The organism is Streptomyces sp. NPDC090994 (genome assembly GCF_044768905.1).
In the GTDB taxonomy this organism is placed as follows: Bacteria; Actinomycetota; Actinomycetes; order Streptomycetales; family Streptomycetaceae; genus Streptomyces.
Genome location: NZ_JBIVWS010000021.1, coordinates 34,605 through 61,179 on the forward strand (window position 1 = coordinate 34,605; position 26,575 = coordinate 61,179).

Annotated in this window: 19 protein-coding genes; 11 read left to right on the forward strand and 8 right to left on the reverse strand. The window is 72.6% G+C overall.

Features of this window, described 5'->3' with window-relative positions; translation table 11 throughout:
- Positions 1 to 60: 60 nt before the first annotated feature.
- The 9 genes from ACIQR3_RS30775 (at position 61) to ACIQR3_RS30815 (ending at position 14,071) form a co-directional block, all read left to right on the forward strand.
- Positions 61 to 4,272, forward strand: a complete 4,212-nt coding sequence (locus ACIQR3_RS30775; RefSeq protein WP_403543912.1) for a nitrate- and nitrite sensing domain-containing protein — start codon at positions 61 to 63, stop codon at positions 4,270 to 4,272.
- A gap of 9 nt (positions 4,273 to 4,281) precedes the next feature.
- Positions 4,282 to 4,695: a roadblock/LC7 domain-containing protein gene (locus ACIQR3_RS30780; RefSeq protein ID WP_003993189.1), complete on the forward strand. Its 414-nt coding sequence runs from the start codon at positions 4,282 to 4,284 to the stop codon at positions 4,693 to 4,695.
- A gap of 112 nt (positions 4,696 to 4,807) precedes the next feature.
- Positions 4,808 to 5,206, forward strand: a complete 399-nt coding sequence (locus tag ACIQR3_RS30785; protein ID WP_003973454.1) for a DUF742 domain-containing protein — start codon at positions 4,808 to 4,810, stop codon at positions 5,204 to 5,206.
- Positions 5,187 to 5,762 (forward strand): ATP/GTP-binding protein, encoded by a 576-nt coding sequence (locus ACIQR3_RS30790; RefSeq protein ID WP_215170007.1) that lies wholly within the window; start codon positions 5,187 to 5,189, stop codon positions 5,760 to 5,762. Before ACIQR3_RS30785 ends, ACIQR3_RS30790 begins: the two co-directional genes overlap by 20 nt.
- A gap of 415 nt (positions 5,763 to 6,177) precedes the next feature.
- Positions 6,178 to 9,378 (forward strand): nitrate- and nitrite sensing domain-containing protein, encoded by a 3,201-nt coding sequence (locus tag ACIQR3_RS30795; RefSeq protein WP_403543913.1) that lies wholly within the window; start codon positions 6,178 to 6,180, stop codon positions 9,376 to 9,378.
- Between the two features lie 10 nt (positions 9,379 to 9,388).
- On the forward strand, positions 9,389 to 9,802 hold the full coding sequence (locus ACIQR3_RS30800; protein ID WP_189419756.1) for a roadblock/LC7 domain-containing protein: 414 nt from the start codon (positions 9,389 to 9,391) through the stop codon (positions 9,800 to 9,802).
- Between the two features lie 94 nt (positions 9,803 to 9,896).
- Positions 9,897 to 10,466, forward strand: a complete 570-nt coding sequence (locus ACIQR3_RS30805) for a DUF742 domain-containing protein (protein WP_403543914.1) — start codon at positions 9,897 to 9,899, stop codon at positions 10,464 to 10,466.
- Positions 10,447 to 11,028 carry an ATP/GTP-binding protein gene (locus tag ACIQR3_RS30810; protein WP_009314218.1) on the forward strand — a complete coding sequence of 194 codons (582 nt, stop codon included), beginning with the start codon at positions 10,447 to 10,449 and terminating at the stop codon, positions 11,026 to 11,028. The genes ACIQR3_RS30805 and ACIQR3_RS30810 overlap by 20 nt, the downstream gene beginning before the upstream one ends.
- A gap of 82 nt (positions 11,029 to 11,110) precedes the next feature.
- Positions 11,111 to 14,071, forward strand: a complete 2,961-nt coding sequence (locus ACIQR3_RS30815) for an NACHT domain-containing protein (RefSeq protein ID WP_403543915.1) — start codon at positions 11,111 to 11,113, stop codon at positions 14,069 to 14,071.
- Positions 14,072 to 14,074: 3 nt separating this feature from the next.
- Here the strand turns inward: ACIQR3_RS30815 and ACIQR3_RS30820 are convergent, their stop codons facing one another.
- The 4 genes from ACIQR3_RS30820 to ACIQR3_RS30835 all read right to left on the reverse strand — a co-directional run bounded on the left by ACIQR3_RS30820 (position 14,075) and on the right by ACIQR3_RS30835 (position 19,217).
- A complete protein-coding gene (locus ACIQR3_RS30820; RefSeq protein WP_215169998.1) occupies positions 14,075 to 14,269 on the reverse strand; it encodes an acyl-CoA carboxylase subunit epsilon in 195 nt (64 codons plus the stop codon).
- An 18-nt stretch (positions 14,270 to 14,287) separates the two neighbouring features.
- On the reverse strand, positions 14,288 to 15,871 hold the full coding sequence (locus ACIQR3_RS30825; protein ID WP_403543916.1) for an acyl-CoA carboxylase subunit beta: 1,584 nt from the start codon (positions 15,869 to 15,871) through the stop codon (positions 14,288 to 14,290).
- A 154-nt stretch (positions 15,872 to 16,025) separates the two neighbouring features.
- Entirely contained in the window at positions 16,026 to 18,371 is a 2,346-nt protein-coding gene (locus tag ACIQR3_RS30830) for a polysaccharide lyase 8 family protein (protein ID WP_403543917.1), read from the reverse strand.
- A 48-nt stretch (positions 18,372 to 18,419) separates the two neighbouring features.
- The gene (locus ACIQR3_RS30835; protein WP_403543970.1) at positions 18,420 to 19,217 is read right to left on the reverse strand and encodes an SDR family NAD(P)-dependent oxidoreductase; all 798 of its coding nucleotides are present in this window, start codon (positions 19,215 to 19,217) and stop codon (positions 18,420 to 18,422) included.
- Between the two features lie 360 nt (positions 19,218 to 19,577).
- Between ACIQR3_RS30835 and ACIQR3_RS30840 the strand changes: the two genes are divergently transcribed.
- On the forward strand, positions 19,578 to 20,141 hold the full coding sequence (locus tag ACIQR3_RS30840) for a YceI family protein (RefSeq protein WP_403543918.1): 564 nt from the start codon (positions 19,578 to 19,580) through the stop codon (positions 20,139 to 20,141).
- Here ACIQR3_RS30840 and ACIQR3_RS30845 read toward each other — a convergent pair.
- Entirely contained in the window at positions 20,128 to 20,718 is a 591-nt protein-coding gene (locus tag ACIQR3_RS30845; RefSeq protein WP_403543971.1) for a TetR/AcrR family transcriptional regulator, read from the reverse strand. The two genes, ACIQR3_RS30840 and ACIQR3_RS30845, sit on opposite strands and share 14 nt — an antisense overlap.
- Before the next feature lie 103 nt (positions 20,719 to 20,821).
- Between ACIQR3_RS30845 and ACIQR3_RS30850 the strand changes: the two genes are divergently transcribed.
- Positions 20,822 to 21,754 carry a DMT family transporter gene (locus ACIQR3_RS30850; protein ID WP_403543919.1) on the forward strand — a complete coding sequence of 311 codons (933 nt, stop codon included), beginning with the start codon at positions 20,822 to 20,824 and terminating at the stop codon, positions 21,752 to 21,754.
- 29 nt (positions 21,755 to 21,783) lie between these two features.
- Here ACIQR3_RS30850 and ACIQR3_RS30855 read toward each other — a convergent pair whose 3' ends face one another.
- The 3 genes from ACIQR3_RS30855 to ACIQR3_RS30865 all read right to left on the reverse strand — a co-directional run bounded on the left by ACIQR3_RS30855 (position 21,784) and on the right by ACIQR3_RS30865 (position 26,468).
- Positions 21,784 to 23,163 carry a hypothetical protein gene (locus ACIQR3_RS30855; protein ID WP_403543920.1) on the reverse strand — a complete coding sequence of 460 codons (1,380 nt, stop codon included), beginning with the start codon at positions 23,161 to 23,163 and terminating at the stop codon, positions 21,784 to 21,786.
- A gap of 128 nt (positions 23,164 to 23,291) precedes the next feature.
- A complete protein-coding gene (gene cimA, locus ACIQR3_RS30860) occupies positions 23,292 to 24,899 on the reverse strand; it encodes a citramalate synthase (RefSeq protein ID WP_403543921.1) in 1,608 nt (535 codons plus the stop codon).
- A 306-nt stretch (positions 24,900 to 25,205) separates the two neighbouring features.
- Positions 25,206 to 26,468 carry a TolB family protein gene (locus ACIQR3_RS30865; protein WP_403543922.1) on the reverse strand — a complete coding sequence of 421 codons (1,263 nt, stop codon included), beginning with the start codon at positions 26,466 to 26,468 and terminating at the stop codon, positions 25,206 to 25,208.
- Positions 26,469 to 26,575: the final 107 nt, after the last annotated feature.

The following is a 26,575-nucleotide window of genomic DNA, read 5'->3' on the forward strand; positions in this document are numbered from 1 at the left end:
GCCGACACCGTGCCTCGCCGTTCACGCGGAGGGGTGCCTGGTCCAGAGGTTGCGACGCTAGTGCAGGGACGTTTCAAGAGGGATGGCAGCGCTTCGGCGGAGCCGCAGGCGCAGGGTGGGACTGGCCCCATGACAGGCAGCTCCTCTCCCCAGCACGCCCAGCACGCCCAAAAGGGTGCCTCGGGCCCGGCCGCGTCCGGCCCCGGCGGCGAACGCTCCGGACGGGGCGGCCCCGCGGGGACCTCCGGCACGCCCGGTGCCTCCGGCGCGCCCGGCGGCACGTCCGGCGCGTCCGGTGCGGAGGGCCAGGCGGCGGCGAAGCCCGCGAAGGGCCCGAGCGGCCCCGGCTCCCGCATAGCCCTGCGCAACTGGCGTATCTCCACCCGCCTGGTGTCCCTGCTGGCGCTCCCGGTCGTCGCGGCGACCTCGCTGGGTGCCCTGCGCATCAGCGACTCCATGGACAACATCCAGCAGCTCGACAACATGAAGCTGCTGACGGAGATGACCGCGCGGGCCACCGAGCTGGCCGCCGCGCTCCAGGAGGAGCGGGACAAGTCGGCGGGTCCGCTGGCGCACAACTCCTCCTCCAGCGCGTCCGCGGTGAAGGGCGACCGGGAGAAGACCGACCGGGCCCTGGCCAACTTCATCGACGGCTCCGAGGAGATCGACGCCGCCAGCAAGGACGGCAACCTCCAAGGCGTGCGCGACACGGTCGTCGGTCTCGCCAGCGAGCTCAACGGCCTGAGCAAGATCCGCAACTCGGCCTACGAGGACCCGCGCAACTCGACGCAGACCGTCGACGCCTACCACCGCCTGATCACCCACCTCCTGGACCTCTCCCAGGACATGGCCGAGGCGACCAGCAACCCGGAGATGATCCAGCGCACCCGCGCGCTGTCGGCGTTCTCGTCCGCCAAGGAGTACGCCTCGGTGCAGCGGGCCGTCATCGCGGCGGCGCTGCCCGCGAGCAACGACGCGTCCGGCAGCCTCTCCGAGAACGACCGGCTGTACGCCGAGGCGGCCCTGGACAGCCAGGACTACGACCTGCGCAGCTTCGCCAGCATTTACGGCAGCGGCTCCACCGAACTCCTCCAGCCCATCGAGGAGGGCAACGCGACGATCGAGGCGGCGGACAAGTACGCCGGCCGGGTCCTCGCCAACCAGGGCGCCATCGAGGAGATGGAGAAGCAGTCCTACCAGGACTGGCTGGACAGCAGCTCCACCAAGATCCAGCAGATGACGAACATCGAGCACACGCTGCTGGAGGACATGGAGCAGCAGGCGCGTGCGCTGCGCAGCGAGTCGGAGCGCGAGGCGATCCTCTCCGGTGCGCTGATCCTGATCGTGCTCGGTGTCTCGCTGGTCGGCGCGTTCGTCGTGGCCCGCTCCATGATCCGTTCGCTGCGCCGGCTGGAGGAGACCGCGACCAGGGTCGCCTCCGACCGGCTGCCCGAGCTGGTCAAGCAGCTCTCCGAGTCCGACCCGCAGGACGTCGACACCTCCGTGGAGTCGGTCGGCGTGCACTCCCGGGACGAGATCGGCAAGGTGGCCGCGGCCTTCGACGACGTGCACCGCGAGGCGGTCCGGCTCGCCGCCGAGCAGGCCCTGCTGCGGGGCAACGTCAACGCGATGTTCACCAACCTCTCGCGCCGCTCCCAGGGCCTCATCCAGCGTCAGCTGTCGCTCATCTCCGAACTGGAGTCCCGCGAGGCCGACCCGGACCAGCTGTCCTCGCTGTTCAAGCTCGACCACCTCGCGACGCGCATGCGCCGTAACGGTGAGAACCTCCTCGTCCTCGCCGGTGAGGAGCCGGGCCGCCGCTGGACCCGTCCGGTGCCGCTGGTCGACGTGCTCCGTGCCGCCGCCTCCGAGGTGGAGCAGTACGAGCGCATCGAGCTGGCCTCCGTGCCGACCACCGAGGTCGCCGGCCGGGTCGTCAACGACCTCGTGCACCTGCTCGCCGAGCTGCTGGAGAACGCGACGTCGTTCTCCTCCCCGCAGACCAAGGTCAAGGTCACCGGTCACGCGCTGCCCGACGGGCGGGTGCTGATCGAGATCCACGACACCGGCATCGGCCTCTCCCCCGAGGACCTCGCCGCGATCAACGAGCGGCTGGCCTCGCCGCCCACCGTGGACGTCTCCGTCTCCCGCCGCATGGGCCTGTTCGTGGTCGGCCGCCTGTCGCAGCGCCACGGCATCCGCATCCAGCTGCGCCCGTCCGACTCCGGCGGTACGACCGCGCTGGTCATGCTGCCCGTCGACGTCGCCCAGGGCGGCCGCAAGCCGCAGGGCAAGCCCGGTCAGCCCGGTACCGGCGGTCCCGCCGCCGCGCAGGCCGCGGCCGGTGCCGCGGCGGCCCGGCGCAGCGGCGGCGGCCAGGGCGGCGGCCAGGGCGGCGGCGCGCTCGGCGCGGGTGCCCCCGGCGGTCCCCGGCTCGCGCCCGGTCAGGGGCCGCGCGCCGCGCTGCCCGGCCGGGACGGCGGACAGCCGGGCGGACCGGGCGGTGCGCGCGGCCCGCAGTCCCCGGCGGCGCCGCAGTCCCCGCAGAACCGTCCGGCTCCGGCGGGCGCGGGTGCCGGTCAGGCGCCGGGTGCCCCGCAGGGTCTGCAGGCCGCGGGTCTGAACGCGCCGCAGCCGCAGCAGGGCCAGGACGCCTTCGGCAACGCCGCGCCCGCCGCACCGCAGCGCAGCCGGCGCAAGGGCGGCGCCCCGGGCGAGTCCGAGCGGGGCCGGCGTCCGCAGCTGCCGCCGCGCGGCGGCCCGCGGGCCGAGCTGCCCGGCGGCAACCCGCAGCCCCGCGTACCCAGCTGGAGCGACGAGAACGCGCAGCCGTCCGTGGACCGCGCCGCGCTGGACGCCCCGCGCGGCCACGAGGAGCCGGACGTCGCCCGCACCGCGCCCGTCCCCCGGATCGACGACCGGCAGGGGCCGGCGGCGACCGCCGAGATGCCCGTGATCGGCCGCTCCGGCGAGCAGGACGGGCCCGCCGCCACGGCCGAGTTCGCCCGCCCGGACTTCGACGCGCCCGCGCCGGGCACCGCCGCCGGTTCCCCGTACGCCACGCCGGAACGGAACGCTCCGGCGCCCGCCGACCCGTTCGGCCGCCCCGGCGGCCAGGACGGGACACGGGACAACGGCCCGTTCGTCCGCTCCGACGTCTTCGGCACGCCCGCCGGAGCGAATGGCGCGGGCGGCCCGGCCGGCCAGGACCGGTTCGGCGCCCCGCAGGCGTACGAGGACGGCTCGGCCACGGGCCGGCACGCCCTCCCGAGCCGCCAGGACCCGGCCGCCACCGGCCAGTTCGACCGCCAGGACCCGGCCGCCACCGGCCAGTTCGACCGCCAGGACCTGAACGGCACCGGCGGGTACGACCGGCAGGACGCGTCGACGACCGGCCAGTACGGCCGCCAGGACGCCTCGGCCACCGGCCAGTTCGACCGCCAGGCTCCGGCGCCGGCCGGGCAGTACGACCGCCAGGACCCGGCCGCCACCGGCCAGTTCGAGCGGCCTGCGCCGGCCCACGAGGACGCGTTCGGGTCGCAGGGCTTCGAGCCCCGTGACCCGGCCGCCACCGGCCGGTTCGACCGGCCGGACACGGCGCCCGGTGCCCCGTACGACCGCCAGGACTCGTACGACCGCCAGGACCCGTACGGCCGGCAGGACCCGGCCCCCGCGGACCCGTACGCCCCGCAGGACCCGGCCGCCACCGGCCAGTTCGAGCGGCCGTCGGCGGGTCGCGGGGACGGCTTCGGCGGGACCCACCTGCAGCGTCCGCAGCGGCCCGTGCGGCAGGAGCCCGAGGCGCTGCCCCCGGCCACCGGCCCCGGTGACGGCCGTACGCCGCTGTTCGACACGCTGGAGACCAACTGGTTCCGCGGCGAACGGCGCGAGCGGCAGGCCGGCGGCGACGCGCCGCAGGCCCCCGAGCAGCAGACCCCCGAGGCGGCACAGCCCGCCGCACCCCAGCGTCCCGCCGCCTCTTCCTGGCGCAGCTCGCCCAACGACGAACTCGTCCGGCAGGCCGAGCGCGTCCGGCAGCCGGCCGCGGGCGGTATCACCACCTCCGGCCTGCCGCGCCGGGTGCCCCGTGCGAACCTCGTACCGGGCACGGCTCAGCAGCAGTCCCACCAGAGCGGTCCGCAGGTCTCCCGTGCCCCCGACGAGGTGCGCGGCCGGCTGACCAATCTCCGTCGGGGTATCGCACAGGGCCGTCAGGCGGGAAGCGGCCAGACCGGCAACTTCCCGAGGCCCACTCACCAGCAGGAGCGTTAGTTGAGCCCGATGAGCCAGGCGGCACAGAACCTCAACTGGTTGATCACGAATTTCGTGGACAACACCCCCGGGGTGTCCCACACCGTCGTCGTGTCCGCCGACGGACTCCTTCTGGCGATGTCCGAAGGCTTCCCGCGTGACCGCGCCGACCAGCTCGCGGCCGTCGCCTCGGGGCTGACCTCGCTCACGGCCGGGGCGTCCCGGATCTTCGAGGGCGGCAGCGTGGCGCAGACGGTGGTGGAGATGGAACGCGGGTTCCTCTTCCTCATGTCCGTCTCGGACGGCTCGTCCCTGGCCGTTCTGGCCCACCCGGAGTGCGACATCGGCCTCGTCGGCTACGAGATGGCGCTGCTCGTCGACCGCGCGGGCGCCGTCCTCACCCCCGACCTGCGCGCCGAACTGCAAGGAAGTCTGCTCCACTGATCGGCCCCGGCACCACCCGTCTCACCAAATCACCGTCCGGCCGCCACAAAACCCCCCACCGGCCACCTCAGACGGCTTGACTTACCGACATGCCGCCCCGCCCGGAGGACCCATGACCCCGCCCACCGCCTCTCATGATCCGTACGCGGAACCGTACGAGGACGAGGGCGACCAGCCGCTGGTACGTCCTTACGCGATGACCGGCGGCCGGACCCGGCCCCGCTATCAGCTCGCCATCGAGGCGCTGATCAGCACCACGGCCGACCCGGCAGCGCTGATGGGGCTGCTCCCCGAGCACCAGCGCATCTGCCACCTGTGCCGCGAGGTGAAGTCGGTGGCCGAGGTGTCGGCCCTGCTCGCCATGCCGCTGGGGGTGGCCAGGATCCTGGTCGCGGACCTCGCGGAGGCGGGCCTGGTCGCCATCCACCAGCCGGGCGGCGACGAGAACAACGGCGGCGCGCCGGACGTGACACTGCTCGAAAGGGTGCTCAGTGGACTTCGCAAGCTCTGACGGGGGTCGGGCGACGACCTCCGCCAAGATCGTGGTGGCCGGCGGCTTCGGCGTGGGCAAGACCACGTTCGTCGGCGCCGTCTCGGAGATCAACCCGCTGCGCACCGAGGCCGTCATGACGTCCGCGTCGGCGGGCATCGACGACCTGACCCACACCGGGGACAAGACGACCACCACGGTCGCCATGGACTTCGGCCGCATCACCCTCGACCAGGACCTGATCCTGTACCTCTTCGGTACGCCCGGCCAGGACCGCTTCTGGTTCATGTGGGACGACCTGGTGCGCGGCGCCATCGGCGCGGTCGTGCTGGTCGACACGCGCCGTCTCGCCGACTGCTTTCCGGCGGTCGACTACTTCGAGAACAGCGGCCTTCCCTTCGTCGTGGCGCTCAACGGCTTCGACGGGCAGCAGCCGTACAACCCGGACGAGGTCCGGGAAGCCCTCCAGATCGGACCGGACACCCCGATCATCACGACGGACGCACGGCACCGCGCGGACGCGAAGTCGGCGCTGATCACGCTGGTCGAGCACGCGCTGATGGCCCGGCTGCGGTAACGCTCAAGCAGCCACGAGCAGACACAAGTGGACAACGGCACAGGGAAGTTGCCGTGGGCACCGGGAAGCCGGCTGTGTCCTTGGACACGGCCGGCTCCGGTGTTCATAACGTTTCGGCAGAGGAATCGGGTGGTGCCGCCACGCGTCGCGCACATTTGGTGCCGCTGTGCGCACGAACGGCCCGCCATTTGACGCCGCTCGCTCTTTATGACCGTTTTATCTGGGGCTTACATCACATGTAATCCTCTCGTCACAGTGTTTGGAAGAGCGCTGGTCGCCGTGCTGGAATGCCAGAACTGCCCGGTGGTCAAAGACATACTCATCAGTAATACGTATGGGATGAGTAGGTGACGTCCTGGGCTCTGAGACACTGCGGCACGACACAGGTGCCGACCGCCGAGAGGTTGTTGGTCGAGTGAGGCGAAGCAAGAACAGTCCCGAGCCGTCGGCCCGGGGCAACTTCACCCCGCCGCCGCGCGCAGCGGCGCCCGCTCCCGTGCCCGGTCCGCAGTCCAAGGCCGCCCCCGAGCCCAGCGGCGGACGCCTGTCGCCGCGCAACTGGCGGGTGCGCACGCGCCTCAACGCGATCCTGCTCATACCCGTCCTGGTCGGCCTCGTCATGGGCGGCTTCCAGGTGAAGGGCTCCCTGGACACCTGGCAGGACGCCGAGGACGCCGAGTCCACCGCCAAGCTGGTGCGGGCGTCCCTCACCTACGCCGACGCCCTCTACACCGAGCGGGACGTCTCCGCCGCCCCGCTGCTCCAGGGCAAGGACGACGACGAGAGCGTCGCCAAGGCCCGGAAGGCCACCGACCGGGCCGCCGACGCCTTCGACGAGGCGGCCCGGGACATGCCCGCCAAGGACGGTCTGGAACGCCGCTTGCAGCAGTTCCGCGAGGTGGAGCCCAACCTGCCGACGCTGCGCACCGCCGCCTACACCTCCGCGCTCAAGGGCGTGGAGACCGAGGAGGGGTACGTCCAGATCGCCCACCCGCTGATGTCGTTCGCCAACGAACTCGGACTGGGCACCGGCAACATCACCTCCTACGGCCGGGCCGTCTACGCGATCGGCCTGACCAAGGCGTCCCTCTCGCTGGAACGCTCCATCGGCATGCACATGCTGACCAAGCCGGGTCCGGAGCCCAGCCACCTGGCCAGCCAGCGCGTCGCCCTCTCCTCGTACGCCTACCTGGAGGGCATAGCCGTCGAGGAGTACCTCGGCGGCGGCACCGAGGCGGACGCCAAGAAGCTGGAGGACGCCGAGGCGAAGATCAAGACGGACGGCGCGGCCCTGGCCAAGGAGGCCGCGGCCGAGGACCCCGACTACGTGGCACCGCCGGCCAACCCGACCACGATGGTCTCCGAGCTGGCCCAGCTGTCCTCCACCGACACCGGCGCCCGGGCGTCCCTGGCCCAGCAGGGCATCACGCCGGCCAACTGGTGGGCGGTCACCACCCTGAAGTTCGACGCCTACCGCGCGATCGAGTCGGACATGGCCGACAAGGCCGTGAGCGAGGCGTCCGCGATAGCCGACGACGCCGCGCGGGACACCTACGTCACCGGCGCCGCCGTGGTCGTCGCGCTGCTCGCCGCGTTCATCCTGGCCGGCATGGTCGCCCGCCAGATGAGCCGCAACATGCGGCAGCTGCGCAACGCCGCGTTCGGCGTCGCCGAGCAGCGGCTGCCGAGCCTGGTCGACCAGCTCTCCCGCACCGACCCCGGCCGGGTCGACACCCGGGTCAGCCCGATCCCGATCACCACCACCGACGAGATCGGCGAGGTCGCCCGCGCCTTCGACCAGGTGCACCGCGAGGCGGTCCGGCTCGCCTCCGAGCAGGCCCTGCTGCGGGGCAACATCAACGCGATCTTCACCAACCTCTCGCGCCGCAACCAGTCGCTGATCGAGGGCCAGCTGACCCTGATCACCGACCTGGAGAACAACGAGGCCGACCCGGACCAGCTGGAGAGCCTCTTCCGCCTGGACCACCTGGCCACCCGCATGCGCCGCAACGGCGAGAACCTGCTGGTCCTCGCCGGTGAGGAGCCCGGCCGCCGCTGGGACCAGCCGGTCCCGCTGGTCGACGTGCTGCGCGCCGCCTCCTCCGAGGTGGAGCAGTACGAGCGCATCGAGCTGTCCGGGGTCCCGGAGGCCGAGATCCACGGCCGTGCCGTGACCGACCTCGTGCACCTGCTCGCCGAGCTCCTGGAGAACGCGACGACGTTCTCCTCCCCGCAGACCAAGGTCCGCGTCACCGCGACCCGGCTGCCCGACGGCCGCGTGATGGTCGAGATCCACGACAAGGGCATCGGCCTGACCGCCGAGGACTTCGCGGACATCAACCACAAGCTGGCCAACCCGCCCACCGTGGACGCCGCGATCTCGCAGCGCATGGGCCTGTTCGTGGTCGGCCGGCTCTCCGACCGGCACGGCATCCGGGTCCAGCTGCGCCCCTCCGGCGAGCAGGCCGGCACCACCTCGCTGGTCATGCTCCCGGACGCCATCACGCACGGCGGCGGCGGCGAGGGCCCGGCGCGCGACGACTTCACCGTCTCGCAGATCATCCCCGAGCAGCAGTTCCAGGGCGAGAACTTCGCCCAGCAGCCGCCCCTGCGCACCGCCGCGGAGCTGGGCTTCGACGACAGCCGGTACGCGGACGTCCCCGACGACATCCGCGAGCTGGACCCGGTCGGCCGCTCCCTGATGCGCGAGGAGCGCCGCGCCGCGCTGGAGTCCCAGACCCCGCCCGGCACGGAGGACCCGGCCGCCGACGGCCAGGCGGCCCCGTACCAGGACCCGTTCGCCGGCCAGCCCGGCTACGACCAGGGCTACGACCAGGGCTACGACCAGCAGGCGCCGTACCCCGGCCAGCAGCAGGCCGCGTACGAGGCACCCGGGCAGCAGGCGTACGACGAGCAGTACTACGCGCCGAACGGCGGCCTGCCGCAGGGCGACGCCTACTCCCCCGACGGCAACGGCGGCTACCCGCAGAACGGGTACACCGAGGCCGGTCTGCCCGAGCGTCCGGTGCCGGGCGGCGGGGTCCAGGACGACTGGCCGCGGCAGGACGGCTACCAGAACGGCTACCCGGCCCAGTACCCTGCGGACACGGCCACGGCCCAGTCCGCGCAGGCCGCTGACGCGGGTGAAGCCGAGCGCGTAGGCTTCGAGCGTCCGGGACCGGCCCCGTCCGCCGTCCACGACCTGACCGACGCCGGGCTCCCGCGCCGCGGTGCCGCCGCGGGCGGCGCGCACCGCGCGGCTCCGGAGCCCGCCGCGGAGAGCAACGGCGCGGACGGTGCCGAGGCCACCTGGCGGTCGGCCAACGACGAGCGCTGGCAGCAGGCTTCCCAGCTGAAGAAGCCGAAGGCGGGCGGAGTGACCCCCTCCGGTCTGCCCCGGCGGGTGCCCAAGGCCAACCTGGTCGAGGGCGCCGCCGAGAGCACCCCCCAGGGAGGCCCTCAGGTCTCCCGTGCCCCGGAGGACGTCCGGGGCCGGCTGAGCAACCTGCGCCGCGGCGTCGAACGAGGCCGCAGCGCGGGCAGTGAAACGAACAACGGCCAGGCCACTGGGTCTCACCACAGTGGTCCTGACAGCACCTACGACCAGGAGCGTTAGTGTGAGCCCGATGAGCCAGGCGGCACAGAACCTGAACTGGTTGATCACCAACTTCGTGGACAACACCCCGGGGGTGTCCCACACGGTGGTGGTCTCCGCCGACGGACTCCTTCTGGCGATGTCCGAAGGTTTCCCGCGCGACCGCGCCGACCAGCTCGCGGCCGTCGCCTCCGGTCTGACCTCGCTGACCGCGGGTGCCTCGCGCATCTTCGAGGGCGGCCACGTGAACCAGACAGTTGTGGAGATGGAGCGGGGATTCCTCTTCATCATGTCCATCTCCGACGGTTCCTCCCTCGCGGTTCTCGCACACCCGGAAGCGGACATCGGTCTCATTGGGTACGAGATGGCCCTTCTCGTCGACCGCGCCGGTACGGTCCTGACGCCGGACCTGCGCGCCGAGCTTCAGGGGAGCCTTCTCAACTAACGGGCAGACGGTGCGTTTTGGCGTCCCGTGGCCGTAAGGTTTCGGGACGCGGCTCCACAGTGATGGGTGCCAGGCACAGTCGGAGGAGGAGAAAGTGGCAACACCCCCAGGCAGTCCGTCTTCGGGCAACTGGTCGTACGGCCCCGCACAGGGCCACGGCGACGGTGCGCACCCGTACGGCTTCCCCTCCGCGCCCAGCCACCAGCAGCCGTACGCGCCGCAGGGCCCCGGCCCTTCGCCGTACGACCAGCGGCAGGCCCCGCGCATCCAGCCCGTGCAGCCGCAGCGCCGCACCCCCGAGCCCGCGCCCGCCGGGGCGTCGAACAACCCCCTGGTGCGTCCGTACGCCATGACCGGCGGCCGGACCCGCCCGCGGTACCAGCTCGCCATCGAGGCGCTGGTGCACACCACCGCGCAGCCGCACCAGATGCAGGGCCAGTTGCCCGAGCATCAGCGGATCTGCCAGCTCTGCCGGGAGATCAAGTCGGTGGCCGAGATCTCGGCCCTGCTGACCATCCCTCTCGGCGTGGCCAGGATTCTCGTCGCCGACTTGGCGGAGGCGGGCCTGGTCGCCATCCATCAGCCCGGCGGCGACGACAACGCCGGCGGCCAGCCAGACGTGACACTGCTCGAAAGGGTGCTCAGTGGACTTCGCAAGCTCTAGCGGAGGGCCTTCCCGCTCCACCACGTCCGCGAAGATCGTGGTGGCCGGCGGTTTCGGCGTGGGTAAGACCACGTTCGTCGGCGCCGTCTCGGAGATCAACCCGCTGCGCACCGAGGCCGTGATGACATCCGCGTCAGCGGGCATCGACGACCTGACCCACACCGGCGACAAGACGACCACCACGGTCGCCATGGACTTCGGCCGCATCACCCTCGACCAGGACCTGATCCTGTACCTCTTCGGTACGCCCGGCCAGGACCGCTTCTGGTTCATGTGGGACGACCTGGTGCGCGGCGCCATCGGCGCGATCGTGCTGGTCGACACGCGCCGTCTCGCCGACTGCTTCCCGGCGGTCGACTACTTCGAGAACAGCGGCCTCCCCTTCGTGATCGCGCTCAACGGCTTCGACGGGCAGCAGCCGTACAACCCGGACGAGGTCCGGGAAGCCCTCCAGATCGGACCGGACACCCCGATCATCACGACGGACGCACGGCACCGCGCGGACGCGAAGTCGGCGCTGATCACGCTGGTCGAGCACGCGCTGATGGCCCGGCTGCGGTAGCGATCGGCACGAATCGGTTGCGGCCCCCGTTCCTCCTGTGGGAGGGATGGGGGCCGTACGTCGTTGTACCAGGGGGGCGGAGATGAGCGCAGAGGCGGCCGCGCTGCGGCTGGGGACGACCGTGGCGAGCACGGCGGCACAGGTATGGCTCGGGGGGAAGCGGCGTGCGCAGGAACGTCACCTGACGATCGAGGAACTGGCCCGGGTGCGGGTGCCGGGAGTGAAGTTCTCGCGGACGGTGAGGCGGCAGTTCGAGCAGATCGCGGACGCGGTGTTCGACCGGCTGGAGCCTTTCCTGGAGCACGAGTTCAGGGGGCTGGAGGAGTCCGGGCGCCAAGCGGTGATCGACGCGGTCTGCGACACGTTCGCGGCGGCCGACCTCTCGGACGGGGCGCTGCTGGCGGCCGACGCCCAGCCGGCCGAGCTGATCCGGCGGATCACCGGGACGGTACGTGCTCCGGTGGGGCTCGGTGAGGCGGAGGGCAACCTGTACGAGCGGCTCTTCACCGAGTGCGTGGAGTACTACGTCCGGATCGTGCGCGGCCTGCCGGTCTTCGAGGAACGCGCGGCGGCCGAGCTGCTGGTGCGGACCTCCACGCTGGGCGGCGAGGTGGCCCGCATCCTCGAACGGCTCCCGGACCGGACCCTGTTCGCCCCGGACGGCACGGATCAGGACACCGCGTTCCGGCGCCGGTACCTGGAGCTGGTCAGCGAGAGCCTCGACGAGGTCGAGCTGTTCCGCCGCGCCTCCGACCGCGCGGCGGCGCAGGTCAGGCTGTCGGTGGCGTACGTCAGCCTGCGCGCCACCGGCGACGACACCGCGTGGCGGCGCACCACCCGCGCGCTGCCCCGGCTGCGCGCCGACATGAGCGACTGGGAAGAAGCGCCGGGCGGCGACGCCTCCGGCATGCGGGTGGAGGCCGCGCTCCGGGGCTCCGCCCGCATCCTGCTGCGCGGGGAGGCCGGCTCCGGCAAGACGACCCTGCTGCGCTGGCTGGCCGTCATGGCGGCGCGCGGCGCCTTCACCGGCGAACTGGCGGAGTGGAACGGGCTCACCCCGGTCCTCGTCAAGCTGCGCGAGTACAGCGGCCGCACGCCGCCCGCGCCGGAGGCGATGCTCGACGGGGTGGCGGCGCCGCTGACCGGCGTCATGCCCCGGGGCTGGGTGGAACGGCAGCTCGGCAGCGGCCGGGCACTGCTGCTGATCGACGGGGTGGACGAGCTGCTCGACCGGGAGCGGCGGGCGGTACGGGACTGGCTGCGCCGGCTGCTGTCGGCGTATCCCGGCGTGCGGGTGGTCGTCACCTCCCGGCCCGCCGCGGCCGGCGCGGACTGGCTGCGGCGCGAGGACTTCACCGCACTGCACCTGGACCGGATGACCCCGCCGGACCTGGCCGCGTTCGTACGCCAGTGGCACCAGGCGGTGCGGGAGCTGGGCGAGGAGCTGCCGTGCCCGGTGGAGGAGCTCCCGCAGTACGAGCAGTCGCTGCTGGCGAGCCTGAAGGACCGGGCGCACCTGCAGTCGCTGGCGGGGACCCCGCTGCTGGCGGCGATGGTGTGCGCGATGCACCTGAACCGGGGGCGGCACCTGCCGCGGGACCGGATGGAGCTGTACCGCGGCGCGCTGCACACCCTGGTCCGCGACCGGGACGCGGACCGGAACGTGCCGAGCGCGATGGACAGCCCGCTGAGCCTGGGCGACAAGCTGATCCTCCTGCGCGATCTGGCCTGGCGGCTGTCGGACAACAACCGCAGCGAGATCACCCTGGAGCAGGCGGCGGTGCACGTCGGGGCGAAGCTCAGGGCGATGCGGCACCTGGACCCGCTGGACGGGGAGCAGGTGCTGCGGCAGCTGCGGGACCGCTCCGGGCTGCTGCGCTCCCCCGCGCAGGGGCGGCTGGACTTCGTGCACCGGACCTTCCAGGAGTACCTCGCCGCCGAGGAGGCCGCGGAGGAGGACCGGATGGGCAATCTGGTCGGGCGGGCGCACCTGTACCTGTGGCGGGAGACGGTCATCATGGCGGCGGGCCACGCCAACGCCCGTCAGCGGGAGGAACTGCTCGGCGGAATCCTGGACCGGGCGGAGTCCGAACCCCGTAACGCGCGGACGCTGCGGCTGGTGGCGGCGGCGTGCCAGGAGACGCTGCCGGAGGTGCCCGAGAAGCTGGCCGCACGGCTGGACGCGGCGGTGGCCGCCCTGCTCCCCGCCCGCCGGGAGACCGACCCGGCCGCGCTGGCGGCGGTGGGCCCGAGTCTGCTGCGGTGGCTGCCGCGGTCAGGGGCGGGGCTGACGGAGAAGGCGGCGGCGTACACCGTGCGGACGGTCGCCTTGATCGGCGGCGAGGACGCGCTGGAGGTGCTGGAGGGGTACACGGGGGACGACCGTGACCGTGTGGTCGACGCGCTCATCGACGCGTGGGGTTACTTCGACGCGGCTGTGTACGCCGACCGGGTGCTGTCACGGCTGCGGCTCGACGGCCACACCGTCACGCTCACCCATTCCGCCCAGTGGCACGTCGTCACCGGGCTGGCATCGGTGACCGATCTGAGCATCACGTACCCCTTCACCCGATTCGGGGCTGTGGGTGACATGCCGTCCCTGGTCAGCTTGCAGCTCCACCAGTTGCGCGGCGAGGTCGACCTGCGGGTGCTGCGGCGGCTGCGCGGACTCAAGTACCTGGTGCTGCATGGCGACATGACACTGCACCACCTCGACGTGTTCACCGAGTTGGAGCGCCTGAGGCTGTTGTACCTCGGCTTCCAGAGCGTCACCGAGACCGCGGACCTCGCCTTTCTCGTCGACTGCCCCCACCTGACGCACCTCATGGTGATGGCTGACAAGATCTCCTTGCCCGCGAACCTGAGCGCGGCTACGTCACTGCCCGACCTGGACCTGACCCTCTTCAGCGTCGACATCGCCGCCTGGCTGTCGTCCCCGGACTTCACGCCGCCGAAGGTCAAGCAGCTCAACCTGTACGACTGCGTACTGCCCGACGACCCCGACGCCCTGGACTTCCCGGGCGTCGAGGTCACCGTCTTCTGATATCTACCGCCAGCTGTGCGGCGCCCGGAACCCCGGCTCGCGCTCCAGGCGGCGCCAGCCCGCGCGGACGCTGCCGCCCCGGGACGGGGCGACCTCGGCGGGGCGGGAGGCGGCGCGGGCCATCAGGACGGCCGTGATGGCGGCGACTTCCTCGGGCCCGGCGTGGCCCTTCTCGACACGGATGTCAGGCATGGACATACGACAGACTCCTCGGGGTCACTGCGGGGGGTTGCCGTGCTTGCGGGAGGGCAGGTCGGCGTGCTTGGTCTGGAGCATGGCCAGCGAGCTGACGAGCACCTCGCGGGTCTCGGCCGGGTCGATCACGTCGTCGACCAGGCCGCGTTCGGCCGCGTAGTAGGGGTGCATCAGCTCGGTCTTGTACTCCTTGACCATCTTCTGACGCATCGCCTCGGGGTCCTCCGCCGCGGCGATCTGCCGCCGGAAGATGACACCCGCGGCGCCCTCCGCGCCCATCACGGCGATCTCGTTGGTCGGCCAGGCGTAGGTCAGGTCGGCACCGATGGACTGGCTGTCCATGACGATGTACGCACCTCCGTACGCCTTGCGCAGGATCAGGGAGATCCGCGGCACGGTGGCGTTGCAGTACGCGTAGAGCAGTTTCGCTCCGTGCCGGATGATCCCGCCGTGCTCCTGGTCGACACCCGGGAGGAACCCGGGGACGTCCAGGAAGGTGACGATCGGGATATTGAAAGCGTCACACATCTGGACGAAGCGCGCAGCTTTTTCGCTGGCCTCGATGTCCAGGACGCCCGCCAGCACCTGGGGCTGGTTGGCGACGATGCCGACGACCTGGCCGTCGAGGCGGGCCAGCGCGCAGATGATGTTGCGGGCCCAGCGCTCGTGGACCTCCAGGTAGTCGCCGTCGTCGACGATCTCCTCGATGACCTTGGCCATGTCGTACGGGCGGTTGCCGTCGGCCGGCACCAGGTCGAGGAGGACGTCGGAGCGCCGGTCGACGGGGTCCGCCGACTCGGTGCGCGGCGGGTTCTCCCGGTTGTTCTGCGGCAGCAGCGACAGCAGGTAGCGGACCTCGGCGAGGCAGGTCTCCTCGTCGTCGTACGCGAAGTGGCAGACGCCCGACGTCTCGGCGTGCACGTCCGCGCCGCCCAGGCCGTTCTGGGTGATCTCCTCGCCCGTCACCGCCTTGACCACGTCCGGGCCGGTGATGAACATCTGCGAGGTCTCGCGGACCATGAAGACGAAGTCGGTCAGGGCGGGGCTGTAGGCCGCGCCGCCCGCGCACGGGCCCAGCATCACGCTGATCTGCGGGATGACACCGCTCGCCTTGGTGTTGCGCTGGAAGATGCCGCCGTAGCCGGCGAGGGCGCTGACGCCCTCCTGGATGCGGGCGCCCGCGCCGTCGTTCAGGGAGACCAGCGGCGCTCCCGCCGCGATGGCCATGTCCATGATCTTGTGGATCTTGGTGGCGTGCGCCTCGCCGAGCGCGCCGCCGAAGATCCGGAAGTCGTGCGCGTAGACGAAGACCGTACGGCCCTCGACCGTCCCCCAGCCGGTGATCACACCGTCGGTGTGCGGCTTCTTGGCCTCCAGGCCGAACCCGGTCGCCCGGTGCCGGCGCAGCTGCTCGACCTCCCGGAAGGACCCGGGGTCCAGCAGCAGTTCGATCCGCTCCCGCGCGGTCAGCTTGCCCTTGGCGTGCTGCGCCGCCGTGGCCTTCTCGCTCGGTCCGGCCAGCGCCCGCGCACGGATCTCGTGCAGCTCGGCGACCCGCCCGCGCGCGTCCGTCGGCTCACCCGGCGCCTCATCCAAAACGGTCATGTAGTGACCTTACGAAGCCGGCCAAGGAAAGCACGCCGTCGACTCCGTACAGTCTCCGGCGGGTTTTCCTGGTGCACCTGAACAGAACCAGCACGGCGTGCAGCCGTTTCGACTGCTCAGAGGGCCCGCTCGTTGTAGGGGTCACACAAAGGGGTCACCTGAGAGACACCTCACATTCATGGGTGGCGCATACCGTCCCCGGAGTGACGCGCAGGCGCAGCCGGCGGCCGGTGGACAGGATCTCGACCGTCTCGTCGGCCCGGACCGGCGGACCCGCCGGGTGGTCCCAGATGATCTCCAGCGGTTCGCCCGTACGGGGTGGTTCGCTGATGTGGAGCGTGGCGGTACGGCCCCGGCGGCGGACCAGGACGCTCGCCCCGGCGGTCGCGGTGAGCGGCCCCACGGTACCCGCCCGCCAGAAGCTGACCGCCGTCAGGCCCAGCGCGGGGACGGTCACCGCCTGCCGGTCCGGGTCGTTGGCGAGGACCGACAACCAGTGCCGGTCGGCGGCACGCTCCACGGCCGCTTCCTTCCCGGCCCCCGGGAGCAGGACGTAGGCGTACGCCGCGCCGGCCGGGTCGGTGCCGTGGTCCAGCCAGAGGGTCTGCCAGCGCCGGGTGCGGCGCTCGGGGGAGCCGGCGCTGTTGATGTCGGCCCAGGCGCCGGTGCGGTCCTCGCGCAGGGCGCGCAGCTCGCCGCCGTCCAGGACGACCCAGCCGCCGTGGCCGGCGAGGTGCGCCCAGTCCCGGCCGCGCGTGAAGGCGGCGGTACCGGCCTCGCCCAGATTCCGGTTGTCGACGACCGTCTCGACCGGCACCCCGTCCGCGCAGCTGATCCCGGCCCCGAGACACACCACGGCGTCGTCGAGGAAGAACCAGGACTTCCGCGCCTCCAGCGTCGACCCGAGTCCCTTCAGATGCTGCCCGGCCACCGCGTACTCGCCGTCCGTCGTCCCGCCCACCCACCGCGCGTCGGGCCTGGGCTCGCCCCACTCGCCGCCCGCCCGGTCGGCCAGCCGCCTGGTGGAGACGGTCGTACCGGGCAGGCGGTACCAGTCGACGGTGGGCCAGTACCAGTCGGTGTACTGGTCCCCCTGCCGCCCGGCCGGCCACCAGGAGAGCCATCCGGCGCCGGTGTGCCAGCCGCGCGGGTTCTCGCCGTTGCCGCACTCGTAGTGGGCGATGCGGTCGCTGGCCATGGAGAGGGCGGCGGTGAAGCCGGGACGCCGGTGGACGGCGCGGTCCATGGCCGCGAACAGCCGGTGCCCCACGGGCTCGGGAGCCGCCGCCCCGGGCGCGTCGGCGACGGCCCGCAGCCGCGCCAGATCGGCGACGCCGAACTGCGGGGCCGTCAGCACCGGCGACACGGCGTCCCGTTCGATCCACCCCTTGATCCGCGCGTGCCAGCGCTCCCGCTCCGCCGCGCTCGCCCCGCCCGCCAGGACGGCCATCGCGGCGATGAGCTGCTGCCCGTGATAGTGATCCCCGCGCAGCACGCCCCCACCGCCCCCGGACAGCCCACGGCTGATGGCCCGCCCGCTGACGCAGTCCATGACCAGCCCGTCGAGGATCAACGGCGCGAAGGCGTGCTCGACGCTGTCGAGGACGTTCTGCCGCGCCGGATCGCGCACCTCCCACTCCGACCCGGCCAGCAGGGTGAACAGCCGCCCGAGCCCGTCGAGCAGGACCTGCCCGTACGTCCCCGAGTACGCGACCCAGGTGTGCTGCACGAACGACCCGTCGGCATGGAGCCCGTCGCCCCGCGTGACGTACGGGAAGACCGGGGAGAGGGCGTCGCGGGCGAGGGCGATCTTCTCCGGGGCGCGGCCGAGGACACCGCGCAGGGCGACCGAGCGGCACAGGTCGACGCGGTTGGCGCCGGTGGAGGTGCCCGCGTACTCCCCGAGCGCCGTGTCCGGCACGAAGTGGTCCACGGCCGCGCAGGCGGCGACGATCCGCTCGTCGCCGAGGTGTTCGTGGAGAGCGGCCACGATGTCCGTGAGCAGCCGGGGACTGCCGATCTGCCAGTCCCACCAGTTGCCGTACGGAACGGTGGCGGTGTTGTAGACGGTGGCGGAGAGGTGGTCCAGGCCGCGCAGGACGCCCGCGAGGAGTGCCGGGTCCCCCGTCGAGCCGGTGCCCTGCTGGACGTACGCCTGGGTCATCGTCCACAGGCGGCCGTAGCCGGCGGTGACGCCGGAGGACGGGGGGAAGGGGAGGTCCGGCCACAGGGACGTGGCCGTCGGCGCCATGGCCGCCCGGTGCGCGCGGGCGGTCTCACCGGTCCGGGCGAGGCGGGAGGCGTACGGCTCGGCGGCGGGGTCGTAGCCGGTGCCGAGGGAGAGGTCGAGCCAGCGCCGGCGGAGGGTGTCGTAGGGGTCCTCACCGGCGTGCGCGTCGGCGCGGGCGCGGGTGGTGAGCGCCGGAGCGAGGAGTGCGGCGAGGGTGGCCGCGAGCAGGACGGTGCGGCGGGGAGTGCCGGGCAACGACGTCATGCTCATGCCGTCTATCACGTCGGCGCCGGCCGGGGAAGGGCACGCCCGCCGCCGTCAGCCGAAGCGGTGCAGCAGCCGGCGGTACAGGCCGGGCACCAGCCCGCGCACCCGCCCCGGGACGGCGAGCCAGCCCGGCACGTGCACGTCGTCACGCCCGTCCCGCACCGCGTCCCAGACCGCGCCGGCCACCCGTGCGGGGGCGGTGGGCCGGGGCCAGGGCCGCTGGTACGGCGTACCGCGCCGCTCGAAGAACGGCGTGTCCACCGGCCCCGGCACGACGTGCGTCACGCCCACCCCCGTCCCCCGCAGCTCCTGCCGCAGCGCCTCGGCGAACGCGGCGACGCCCGCCTTGCTCGCGGAGTACACCGCCTCCTGCCGTACGCCGACGCTCCCGGCGACCGAGCCGACCAGCACCACCCGCCCGCGGCCCGCCGCCACCATGGCGGGCAGCACCTCGTGGACGAGCCGCAGCGTGGCGCCGAGGTTGACGGCCAGCACCTGGTCGAGGGCCGCCGGGGGCATAGCGGTGAACGATCCCGCCCACCCGATCCCCGCGCCCGCGACCAGCACGTCGATGCGCCCGGCCGCCGTCAGCGCCGACTCGGCGAGCAGCCGCGGCCCGTCCGCGGCGGTGAGGTCGGCGGGGAGGGCGAGCCCGGACGTGGCGGCGGCGGTCTCGTCGAGCCGCTCCCGGTCCCGCCCGCTGAGCAGCAGCCGCCAGCCGCCGGCGGCGAACCGGCGGGCCGTGGCGGCACCGATGCCGGACGAGGCGCCGGTGACGAGCGCGACAGGACGGTCCCGGCCGACGTCACGGCCACCGCGCGGGGACACCTCCTCGAACGCGTCCGCGATTTCCTCGTCGGCAACCGCGTCGGCGGCCTTACGGAGGGACGGCGGTCCTGGCTGGGTCACGGGATGCCTCCCGGGCGATATCTGGGCTTGCCGCCAGCCTCACACCGCCCGGCGGCCCCCGGCACGCCGGGTCCGCCCATAGGGGCCCGGCGGTGCGCCAGGCGGCCTACCGCAGGCTCGGGACGGTGGCGGTCCGGCGCGGCGAGGGAATACGTTCCCACCATTTCCGCGACACCTTCCACGACCCTTGCGGATGATGTTGAACGTTGCACTGAATGGGCCTACGGTCGTCACCGCAGCACTCTCATTGAAGTTTCAAGAACCAGCTTCAGTCAGCTTCAAGAACCGGAGGACATCACCATGAGCACGTCCGCGCACTCCGACCTCGCCGCCCTCACCGGTGACTACACCCTGGACCCGGCCCACACCACGATCGGCTTCGTGGCCCGCCACGCGATGGTCACCAACGTCAAGGGCCAGTTCCGCGAGTTCAGCGGGACGCTGCACCTGGACGGCTCCGACCCCGCCAAGTCCACCGCCACCCTGGACGTGACGATGGAGAGCATCGACACCGGCAACGCCGACCGCGACGGCCACCTCAAGAGCGCCGACTTCTTCAAGACCGACGAGTACCCGACGATGACCTTCCGCTCCACCTCGGCGGAGTCCCTCGGCGGCGACGACTACCGCGTCACCGGCGACCTGACGATCCTCGGCACCACCAAGCCGCTCACCATCGACCTGGAGTACAACGGCACCGCGAAGGACCCGTTCGGCAACGACCGGGTCGGCTTCGAGGGCAAGGCCGAGATCAAGCGCTCGGAGTGGGGCCTGACCTGGAACGCCGCACTGGAGACCGGCGGCGTCCTGGTCTCCGACAAGATCAAGCTGGTCTTCGACGTCTCGGCGATCAGGAACGCCTGACACCGACCAGAGCCCGGGCCTGTTCACGGGCGTCCCCGAACGGGTCCGGCACCACTCCCAGCCCGTGCGCGACCAGCGCGCCCTCGTGCAACAGCATCAGCACCCGCCCCACCCGGTCCGCCTCCCCCGGGCCGAGCTCCCCCGCCAGCCGCGTGAACAGCTCCAGCATCCACGCCTTCTGCGCCGCGATGACCGGATAGGCCGGGTGGGCCGGATCGCTGATCTCGGCGTGGGCGTTGACCATGGCACACCCCTTCGCGCCGTACTCCGCCGCCCAGTCACGCGAGGCATCGAACACGGCCGACACCCGCGCCGCGCCTCCGTCACCCTCGGCGCTCCCCTCGCTCCCCTCACCTCCCGCGCCCTCCAGGCGCTCGGCGAGAAACGCCCGCCACCGCTCGTCCCGCCCGGCGAGATACTCCACGACGACCTGCTCCTTCGACCCGAACCGGTCATAGAGCGTCTTTTTCGTCACCCCCGCCTCGGCCGCGATCAGATCCACCCCCACGGCATGGATGCCGTGCGCGTAGAACAGCCGCCCGGCGGCTTCCAGGACCCGACGCGCGGCCGGCGTCATGCGCACACGCGCCACTTCCTGTCCCATGCCGCCAAGTATACCGATCTGTATAGTGGACACCCGAGGGGACAGTAAACCGTTCTGTCTACCGAGGGGTGACCGCATGCTGTCCGCGCTCCTCCCGGCCGCCTTCGTCCTGTGCTGGAGCTCCGGTTTCATCGGAGCCAAGCTCGGCTCGGACACCGCGGCCGCGACCACCCTCCTGATGTGGCGCTTCCTGCCCCTGGCCGTCGTCCTGCTCGCCATGCTCCCCCGGACGGCATGGCGCGACCTGACCCCGCGAACCGTCGGCCGCCAGACCCTGATCGGCGCACTCTCCCAGACCGGCTACCTCCTCAGCGTCTACTACGCCATCCAGCTCGGCGTCTCCAGCGGCACGACCGCCCTCGTCGACGGCGTCCAGCCCCTCGTCGCCGGCGCCCTCGCCGGTCCGCTGCTGCGGCAGTACGTCTCGCGGCGCCAGTGGCTCGGACTGTGCCTGGGCCTGACCGGCGTCGCGACGGTCACCCTGGCGGACGCCGGATCGGCGGACGCGGCCTGGTGGGCGTACCTCGTCCCCCTCCTCGGCATGCTGTCACTGGTCGCGGCGACGTTCCTGGAGGGCCGCTCGCGAACGCCGGTCGCCCCCCGCACGGCACTGACCATCCACTGCACGACCAGTGCCGCGATCTTCTCCGCCCTGGGACTGGCCACAGGCACGGCGCCCCCTCCCGCCGCCCCCTCCTTCTGGCTGGCGACAGCCTGGCTCGTCGTACTGCCGACCTTCGGCGGCTACGGGCTGTACTGGCTGATCCTGCGCCGCTCCGGGGTCGCCCAGGTCAACACCCTGATGTTCCTCATGGCCCCGGTCACGGCCGTCTGGGGCGCCCTGATGTTCGGCGAGCACTTCGGCGCGACGACCGCCCTCGGCCTGGCCATCGGCCTCGCGGCCGTCGTCGTCGTCCGCCGCGCGGACCGTCCGCCGCCCGGAACCCGGCCCGCACGGTCTCCCCGGGCCTCCGCTCCCCCGCGCCCCACTGGCCCGCGCGCGCACTGACCCGCAACCGCCCCCGGCCGCGCCCGGCCTCAGAAGCCACCCCCGAAGTCCCCGCCCCCGCCCCCGCCGAAGTCGCCGCCGCCCCCGAAGTCCCCGCCGCCGAACCCGCCCCCGAAGTCGTCGGAGTTGAAGTCGGCTCCGGAGACGTCACCCCCCTCGTAGCCACCGGCACCGCCGAAGTCCCCGTACCCGGCCCCGTAGTCAGCGGCGTACGCCGGCGTCGCCATCATGCTCCCGAGCATCGTCCCGACCAGCAGCCCCGGCAGCATCCCGCCCCCGAAGTAGCCACCCGCCCACGGCCCGTACGCCGGCCCCGCCTCCCAGTACGGCCGCCGCCCGCCCTCCGTCTCCACCTCACGCACCACCGGCTCCAGCCCGTCCGCCAGCCGAGCCCGGTCCGCCGCGCACACCGGTACCTCCCGCGTCGCCCCGCCCACCGGGGTCCACGCCACGTCGGCCACCGACGGACCGTGCCGGGGATCGAAGAAGCACGGCGGACGCCGGTCCGGCAACGGCCGCCCCTCCCGCCGCGCGGCCAGCTGGGCGAGCGCGAACCGCCCGTCCTCCACCGCCTGCGTCACGGCCCGCACGTCCTCCGGCCGGCGCGCGTCGGCCATGTACGTCTTGGACCGGTCGTACGCGTCCAGCGCCCGTTCGTAATCGGCCCGCATCGCGTCGTCCGCGCCCGGCTCGCCGGGATGGAAGTCCAACCGGTCCAGTTCCTCACCGAACGCGGTGATGTCCTCGTCCACCACCACCCGCAGCTTCTCCAGCGCGGCCCGCTGCTCCTCCTCGTGCCGCCGCCGGTTGCGCCGCGACAGCGCGTAGACCCCGGCCCCGCCGACGGCCAGCACCGCACCGGTGGCGATCAGCCCGCCCACCGGCACGCCGTCCCCGGACCCCTCGCTCCAGCCGCTCGGCGCCGCGCCGCCCGTGTTCCGCAGCGCGTCGTCCACGAAGTCGTTCAGCTGCGCCTTGGCGTCGCCCGCGTCCTGCACCGCCGCGACCAGGTTGGACACAGCCTGCCGGCTCATCACGCTGCTGTCGGCCCGCGCGTCGAAGCGGTCACCGAGCCGGATGCCGTAGAGCCCGGTCACGCCGGTCTCGGTGCGCAGGTCCCGGAAGATCTCGGTCGTCGGCTGGTCCGCCGGCAGCACCGCCACGAAGATCGGTTTGTCCGCGTCCTCGATCTTGTCGGCGAGCGCCTCCGCGTCCGCGTCGGAGAGCTGGTCGGAGGCGGCCGGGTCCACGTACACGGGACTCTCGCGCAACGCCTCCGCGATCTCCGTGACATCCGTGGCCGCGTGCGCCTCCGACGCGTTCCACACCCCCACCGCCAACGCCGCCATCACCGCGGCGACCGGCACGATCAGAACACGTACGAGCATGCGCACCAGTGCGAGCCTCATACGTTCGAAAGTACCTTAAAAACCGCCCCAAACGGAACGGAAGGGACCGGAAGGGACACCTTCCCTCGGCCGCCGACCGACGCCCCTTCCGCCCCGTTCCTCACCCCTCGTTCCTCACCCCTCGTTCCTCACTCGGCGGGAACGACCCCCGCCCGCAGCAGCCCGTACGTGCACGCGTCCTCCAGCGCCTGCCACGACGCGGCGATGACGTTCTCCGCGACCCCCACCGTCGACCACTCGCCCGCACCGTCGCTCGTGGCGATCAGGACGCGGGTGGTGGACTCGGTGCCGTGGACGCCCTCCAGGATGCGGACCTTGTAGTCGACCAGCTCCAGCTTGGCGAGCTGCGGGTAGATCCGTTCCAGCGCGACCCGCAGCGCCCGGTCCAGGGCGTTGACCGGACCGTTGCCCTCCGCCGTGGCGACGATGCGCTCGCCCTTGGCCCAGAGCTTCACCGTCGCCTCGTTGGCGTGGCTGCCGTCGGGACGGTCCTCGACGATCGCGCGCCAGGACTCGACGGAGAAGTACTTCAGCGGACCGCCCTCGACCTCCGCCCGCAGCAGCAGCTCGAACGAGGCGTCGGCGGCCTCGTACGTGTACCCCTTCAGCTCGCGTTCCTTGACGCGCTCCACGACCCGGCCGACCAGTTCCCGGTCGCCGCCGAGGTCGATGCCGAGTTCCTTGCCCTTCAGCTCGATGGAGGCGCGGCCCGCCATGTCGGAGACCAGCATCCGCATGGCGTTGCCGACCAGCGCGGGGTCGGTGTGCTGGTACAGGTCCGGGTCGACCTTGATGGCGGAGGCGTGCAGGCCGGCCTTGTGGGCGAAGGCGGAGACGCCGACGTAGGGCTGGTGGGTGGAGGGGGTGAGGTTGACGACCTCGGCGATGGCGTGCGAGATCCGGGTGGTCTCCCGGAGCCTGCCCTCGGGCAGGACCCGCTTGCCGTACTTCAGCTCCAGGGCCGCGACCACCGGGAACAGGTTGGCGTTGCCGACCCGCTCGCCGTACCCGTTGGCCGTGCACTGCACGTGCGTGGCGCCCGCGTCGACGGCGGCGAGGGTGTTGGCGACCGCGCAGCCGGTGTCGTCCTGGGCGTGGATGCCGAGCCGGGCGCCGGTGTCGGCCAGCACGGTGGCGACCACGGCCTGGATCTGCGCGGGGAGCATGCCGCCGTTGGTGTCGCAGAGGACGACGACGTCGGCGCCGGCCTCCGAGGCCGCGCGGACGACGTCCTTCGCGTACTGGGGGTTGGCGCGGTAGCCGTCGAAGAAGTGCTCGCAGTCCAGGAAGACCCGGCGGCCCTGGTGCCGCAGGAAGGAGACCGTGTCGCGGATCATCGCCAGGTTCTCGTCCAGGGTGGTGCGCAGGGCGAGTTCGACGTGCCGGTCATGGGATTTGGCGACCAGGCAGATCACCTCGGCGCCGGAGTCCAGGAGCGCCCTGACCTGCGGGTCCTCGGCCGCGGTGGTGCCGGCGCGGCGGGTGGAGCCGAAGGCCACGAGCTGGGCGTGCCGGAAGTCGATCTCCTTGGCGGCGCGTGCGAAGAACTCGGTGTCCCGCGGGTTGGCGCCGGGCCAGCCGCCCTCGATGAAACCCACGCCGTAGTCGTCCAGGTGCCGGGCGATGGCCAGCTTGTCCGCGACGGTGAGGTTGATGCCCTCGCGCTGCGCGCCGTCGCGCAGGGTGGTGTCGAAGACGTGGAACGAATCGTCGAGCAGCTCGCTGGGTGCGGTCATGATCTTCAGGGCTCCTGTATGGGATCTCGGTCTACCGGAATGACCGGTTCCACCGTCCGTCTATGATCCCCCGCGCTCTCTTCCCGGCTTGGGGTGGGCCAGGAAACAGAAAAACCCCTCGCGGGTGCGAGAGGTCTGCGCGCGGGTCGAGGACGACGGTGTCCGCCCGTACCTGGTCGTACGTGGCGGTCACTGCGGACCGGCGCGCCTGCTGCCAATAATCATGGCGAACGAGAGCACGGGGGCAGTCTGGCACAACCCGCCCCCGCGCTCACCGTCCGTCTCAGGATGCGAGCGCGGCGCAGGTCAGCGCAGGTGGCGGACGAAGCCGTCGGAGAACCCGTTGGTGTCGTCGGGGACGAGCCGGGCCGAGTGGCTGCCGAGGCCGACGCTCCGGGCGTGCGCGCTCACCGAGCAGAGCGTCACGGCGGCGTCCGTGACCGGCCCGCCGTCGACGGACTCGCTGACCAGGCGGGTGGAGCCGGTGCGCAGGTCGCGCAGGTAGACGTTGGACGGGCCGAGCAGTCCGTCGCTCTGGCGGGGCGCGGCCTCGTAGGCCAGGTACCGGCCGTCCGGGCTGAGGTGCGGTGCCCCCGGCAGGCTCTCCCCGGCGGGGCCGGGAGCCACCCGGCGGGTGACGTCCGTGTCCAGGTCACGGACGTAGAGGTGGCTGTCGCCCGCCGCGCCGCCCGGCACCAGGTCGTCGCTGTAGGAGGTGAAGGCGATGACGCGGCCGTCCGCGGAGAGCGAGGCGGGCATCGCGTACCAGGGGTCCGGGGTGCCGTCCGGCCGGACGTTGACGCGTTCCTCGGTGCCGGTGCGGCGGTCGTGCACCCAGGTGGCGCCGTACCCGCTGCGCGGCACGGGCTGTGCGTACGCCACCCGCCGGCCGTCGGCGCTGATGCCCTGGAGGACCGCCGGCACGGTCGGGCCGGTGCGGTTGCTGACCCGCTCCACGGTGCCGGTGCGCCGGTCGAGGACGTACACGGCGCCGAACAGGTCGCCGGGGTCGGTCTCCATCCGGTCCGCCTTGGCGTTGAAGGCGATGTACCGGGCGTCGGCCGACAGGGCGGCGCCGCCCGCGAGGGCCGATCCTCCGTCGGGGGCCACGCTGATCCGCTCGGTGCGGTGGGTGCGGCGGTCGTGGAGGTAGATGTCGTAGGCGGCGTCGTCGGTGGGCGGGGTGTCCCAGGCGACGAGGTTCCGGGCGTTGGAGCGGAACAGGACGTAGCGGCCGTCGGCGCTGATGCCGAGGGCCGAGGACTCCCCGTCGGCCTGTGCGCCGCCCGCCCCGACGCTGACCCGCTCGACGGTTCCCGTGCGCAGGTGGCGTACGAAGACGTCCCCGTGCCCGTTGGTGTCGCCGGGCACCAGGTTCGCGGCGTACGCCGAGAAGGCCGCGAACCGCCCGTCGGCGCTGACCTCCGGTCCGTGGGCGTCACCGTCGGCCTGCTCGCCCGACGCCGTCAGCGTGACCCGCTCGGTTCCCGGCACCGGTGCCGGTGCCGCCGAGGCGGAGGCGGAGGTCGAGGCCGCGACCATGATCCCCGCGAGTACCGCGACGGACACCCCACACGTTCTTCTCAGCATGATTCCCCCCGTTGCCCTGTGGGCTTCGCTCCCCCGGCCCCGCGCCGGGGGCTGCCCAGCAGCCAAACGCATCGCACGACCCGGGG

Bases quoted from the DNA above. Each gene is read 5' to 3' on its own strand.
- ACIQR3_RS30815 (WP_403543915.1), top strand. From the start codon at position 11,111: ATGAGCGCAGAGGCGGCCGCGCTGCGGCTGGGGACGACCGTGGCGAGC.
- ACIQR3_RS30855 (WP_403543920.1), bottom strand. From the start codon at position 23,163: ATGAGGCTCGCACTGGTGCGCATGCTCGTACGTGTTCTGATCGTGCCG.
- ACIQR3_RS30800 (WP_189419756.1), top strand. From the start codon at position 9,389: ATGAGCCAGGCGGCACAGAACCTGAACTGGTTGATCACCAACTTCGTG.
- ACIQR3_RS30850 (WP_403543919.1), top strand. From the start codon at position 20,822: ATGCTGTCCGCGCTCCTCCCGGCCGCCTTCGTCCTGTGCTGGAGCTCC.
- ACIQR3_RS30840 (WP_403543918.1), top strand. From the start codon at position 19,578: ATGAGCACGTCCGCGCACTCCGACCTCGCCGCCCTCACCGGTGACTAC.
- ACIQR3_RS30825 (WP_403543916.1), bottom strand. From the start codon at position 15,871: ATGACCGTTTTGGATGAGGCGCCGGGTGAGCCGACGGACGCGCGCGGG.
- ACIQR3_RS30785 (WP_003973454.1), top strand. From the start codon at position 4,808: ATGACCCCGCCCACCGCCTCTCATGATCCGTACGCGGAACCGTACGAG.
- ACIQR3_RS30820 (WP_215169998.1), bottom strand. From the start codon at position 14,269: ATGTCCATGCCTGACATCCGTGTCGAGAAGGGCCACGCCGGGCCCGAG.
- ACIQR3_RS30830 (WP_403543917.1), bottom strand. From the start codon at position 18,371: ATGAGCATGACGTCGTTGCCCGGCACTCCCCGCCGCACCGTCCTGCTC.
- ACIQR3_RS30845 (WP_403543971.1), bottom strand. From the start codon at position 20,718: ATGACGCCGGCCGCGCGTCGGGTCCTGGAAGCCGCCGGGCGGCTGTTC.
- ACIQR3_RS30780 (WP_003993189.1), top strand. From the start codon at position 4,282: ATGAGCCAGGCGGCACAGAACCTCAACTGGTTGATCACGAATTTCGTG.
- cimA (WP_403543921.1), bottom strand. From the start codon at position 24,899: ATGACCGCACCCAGCGAGCTGCTCGACGATTCGTTCCACGTCTTCGAC.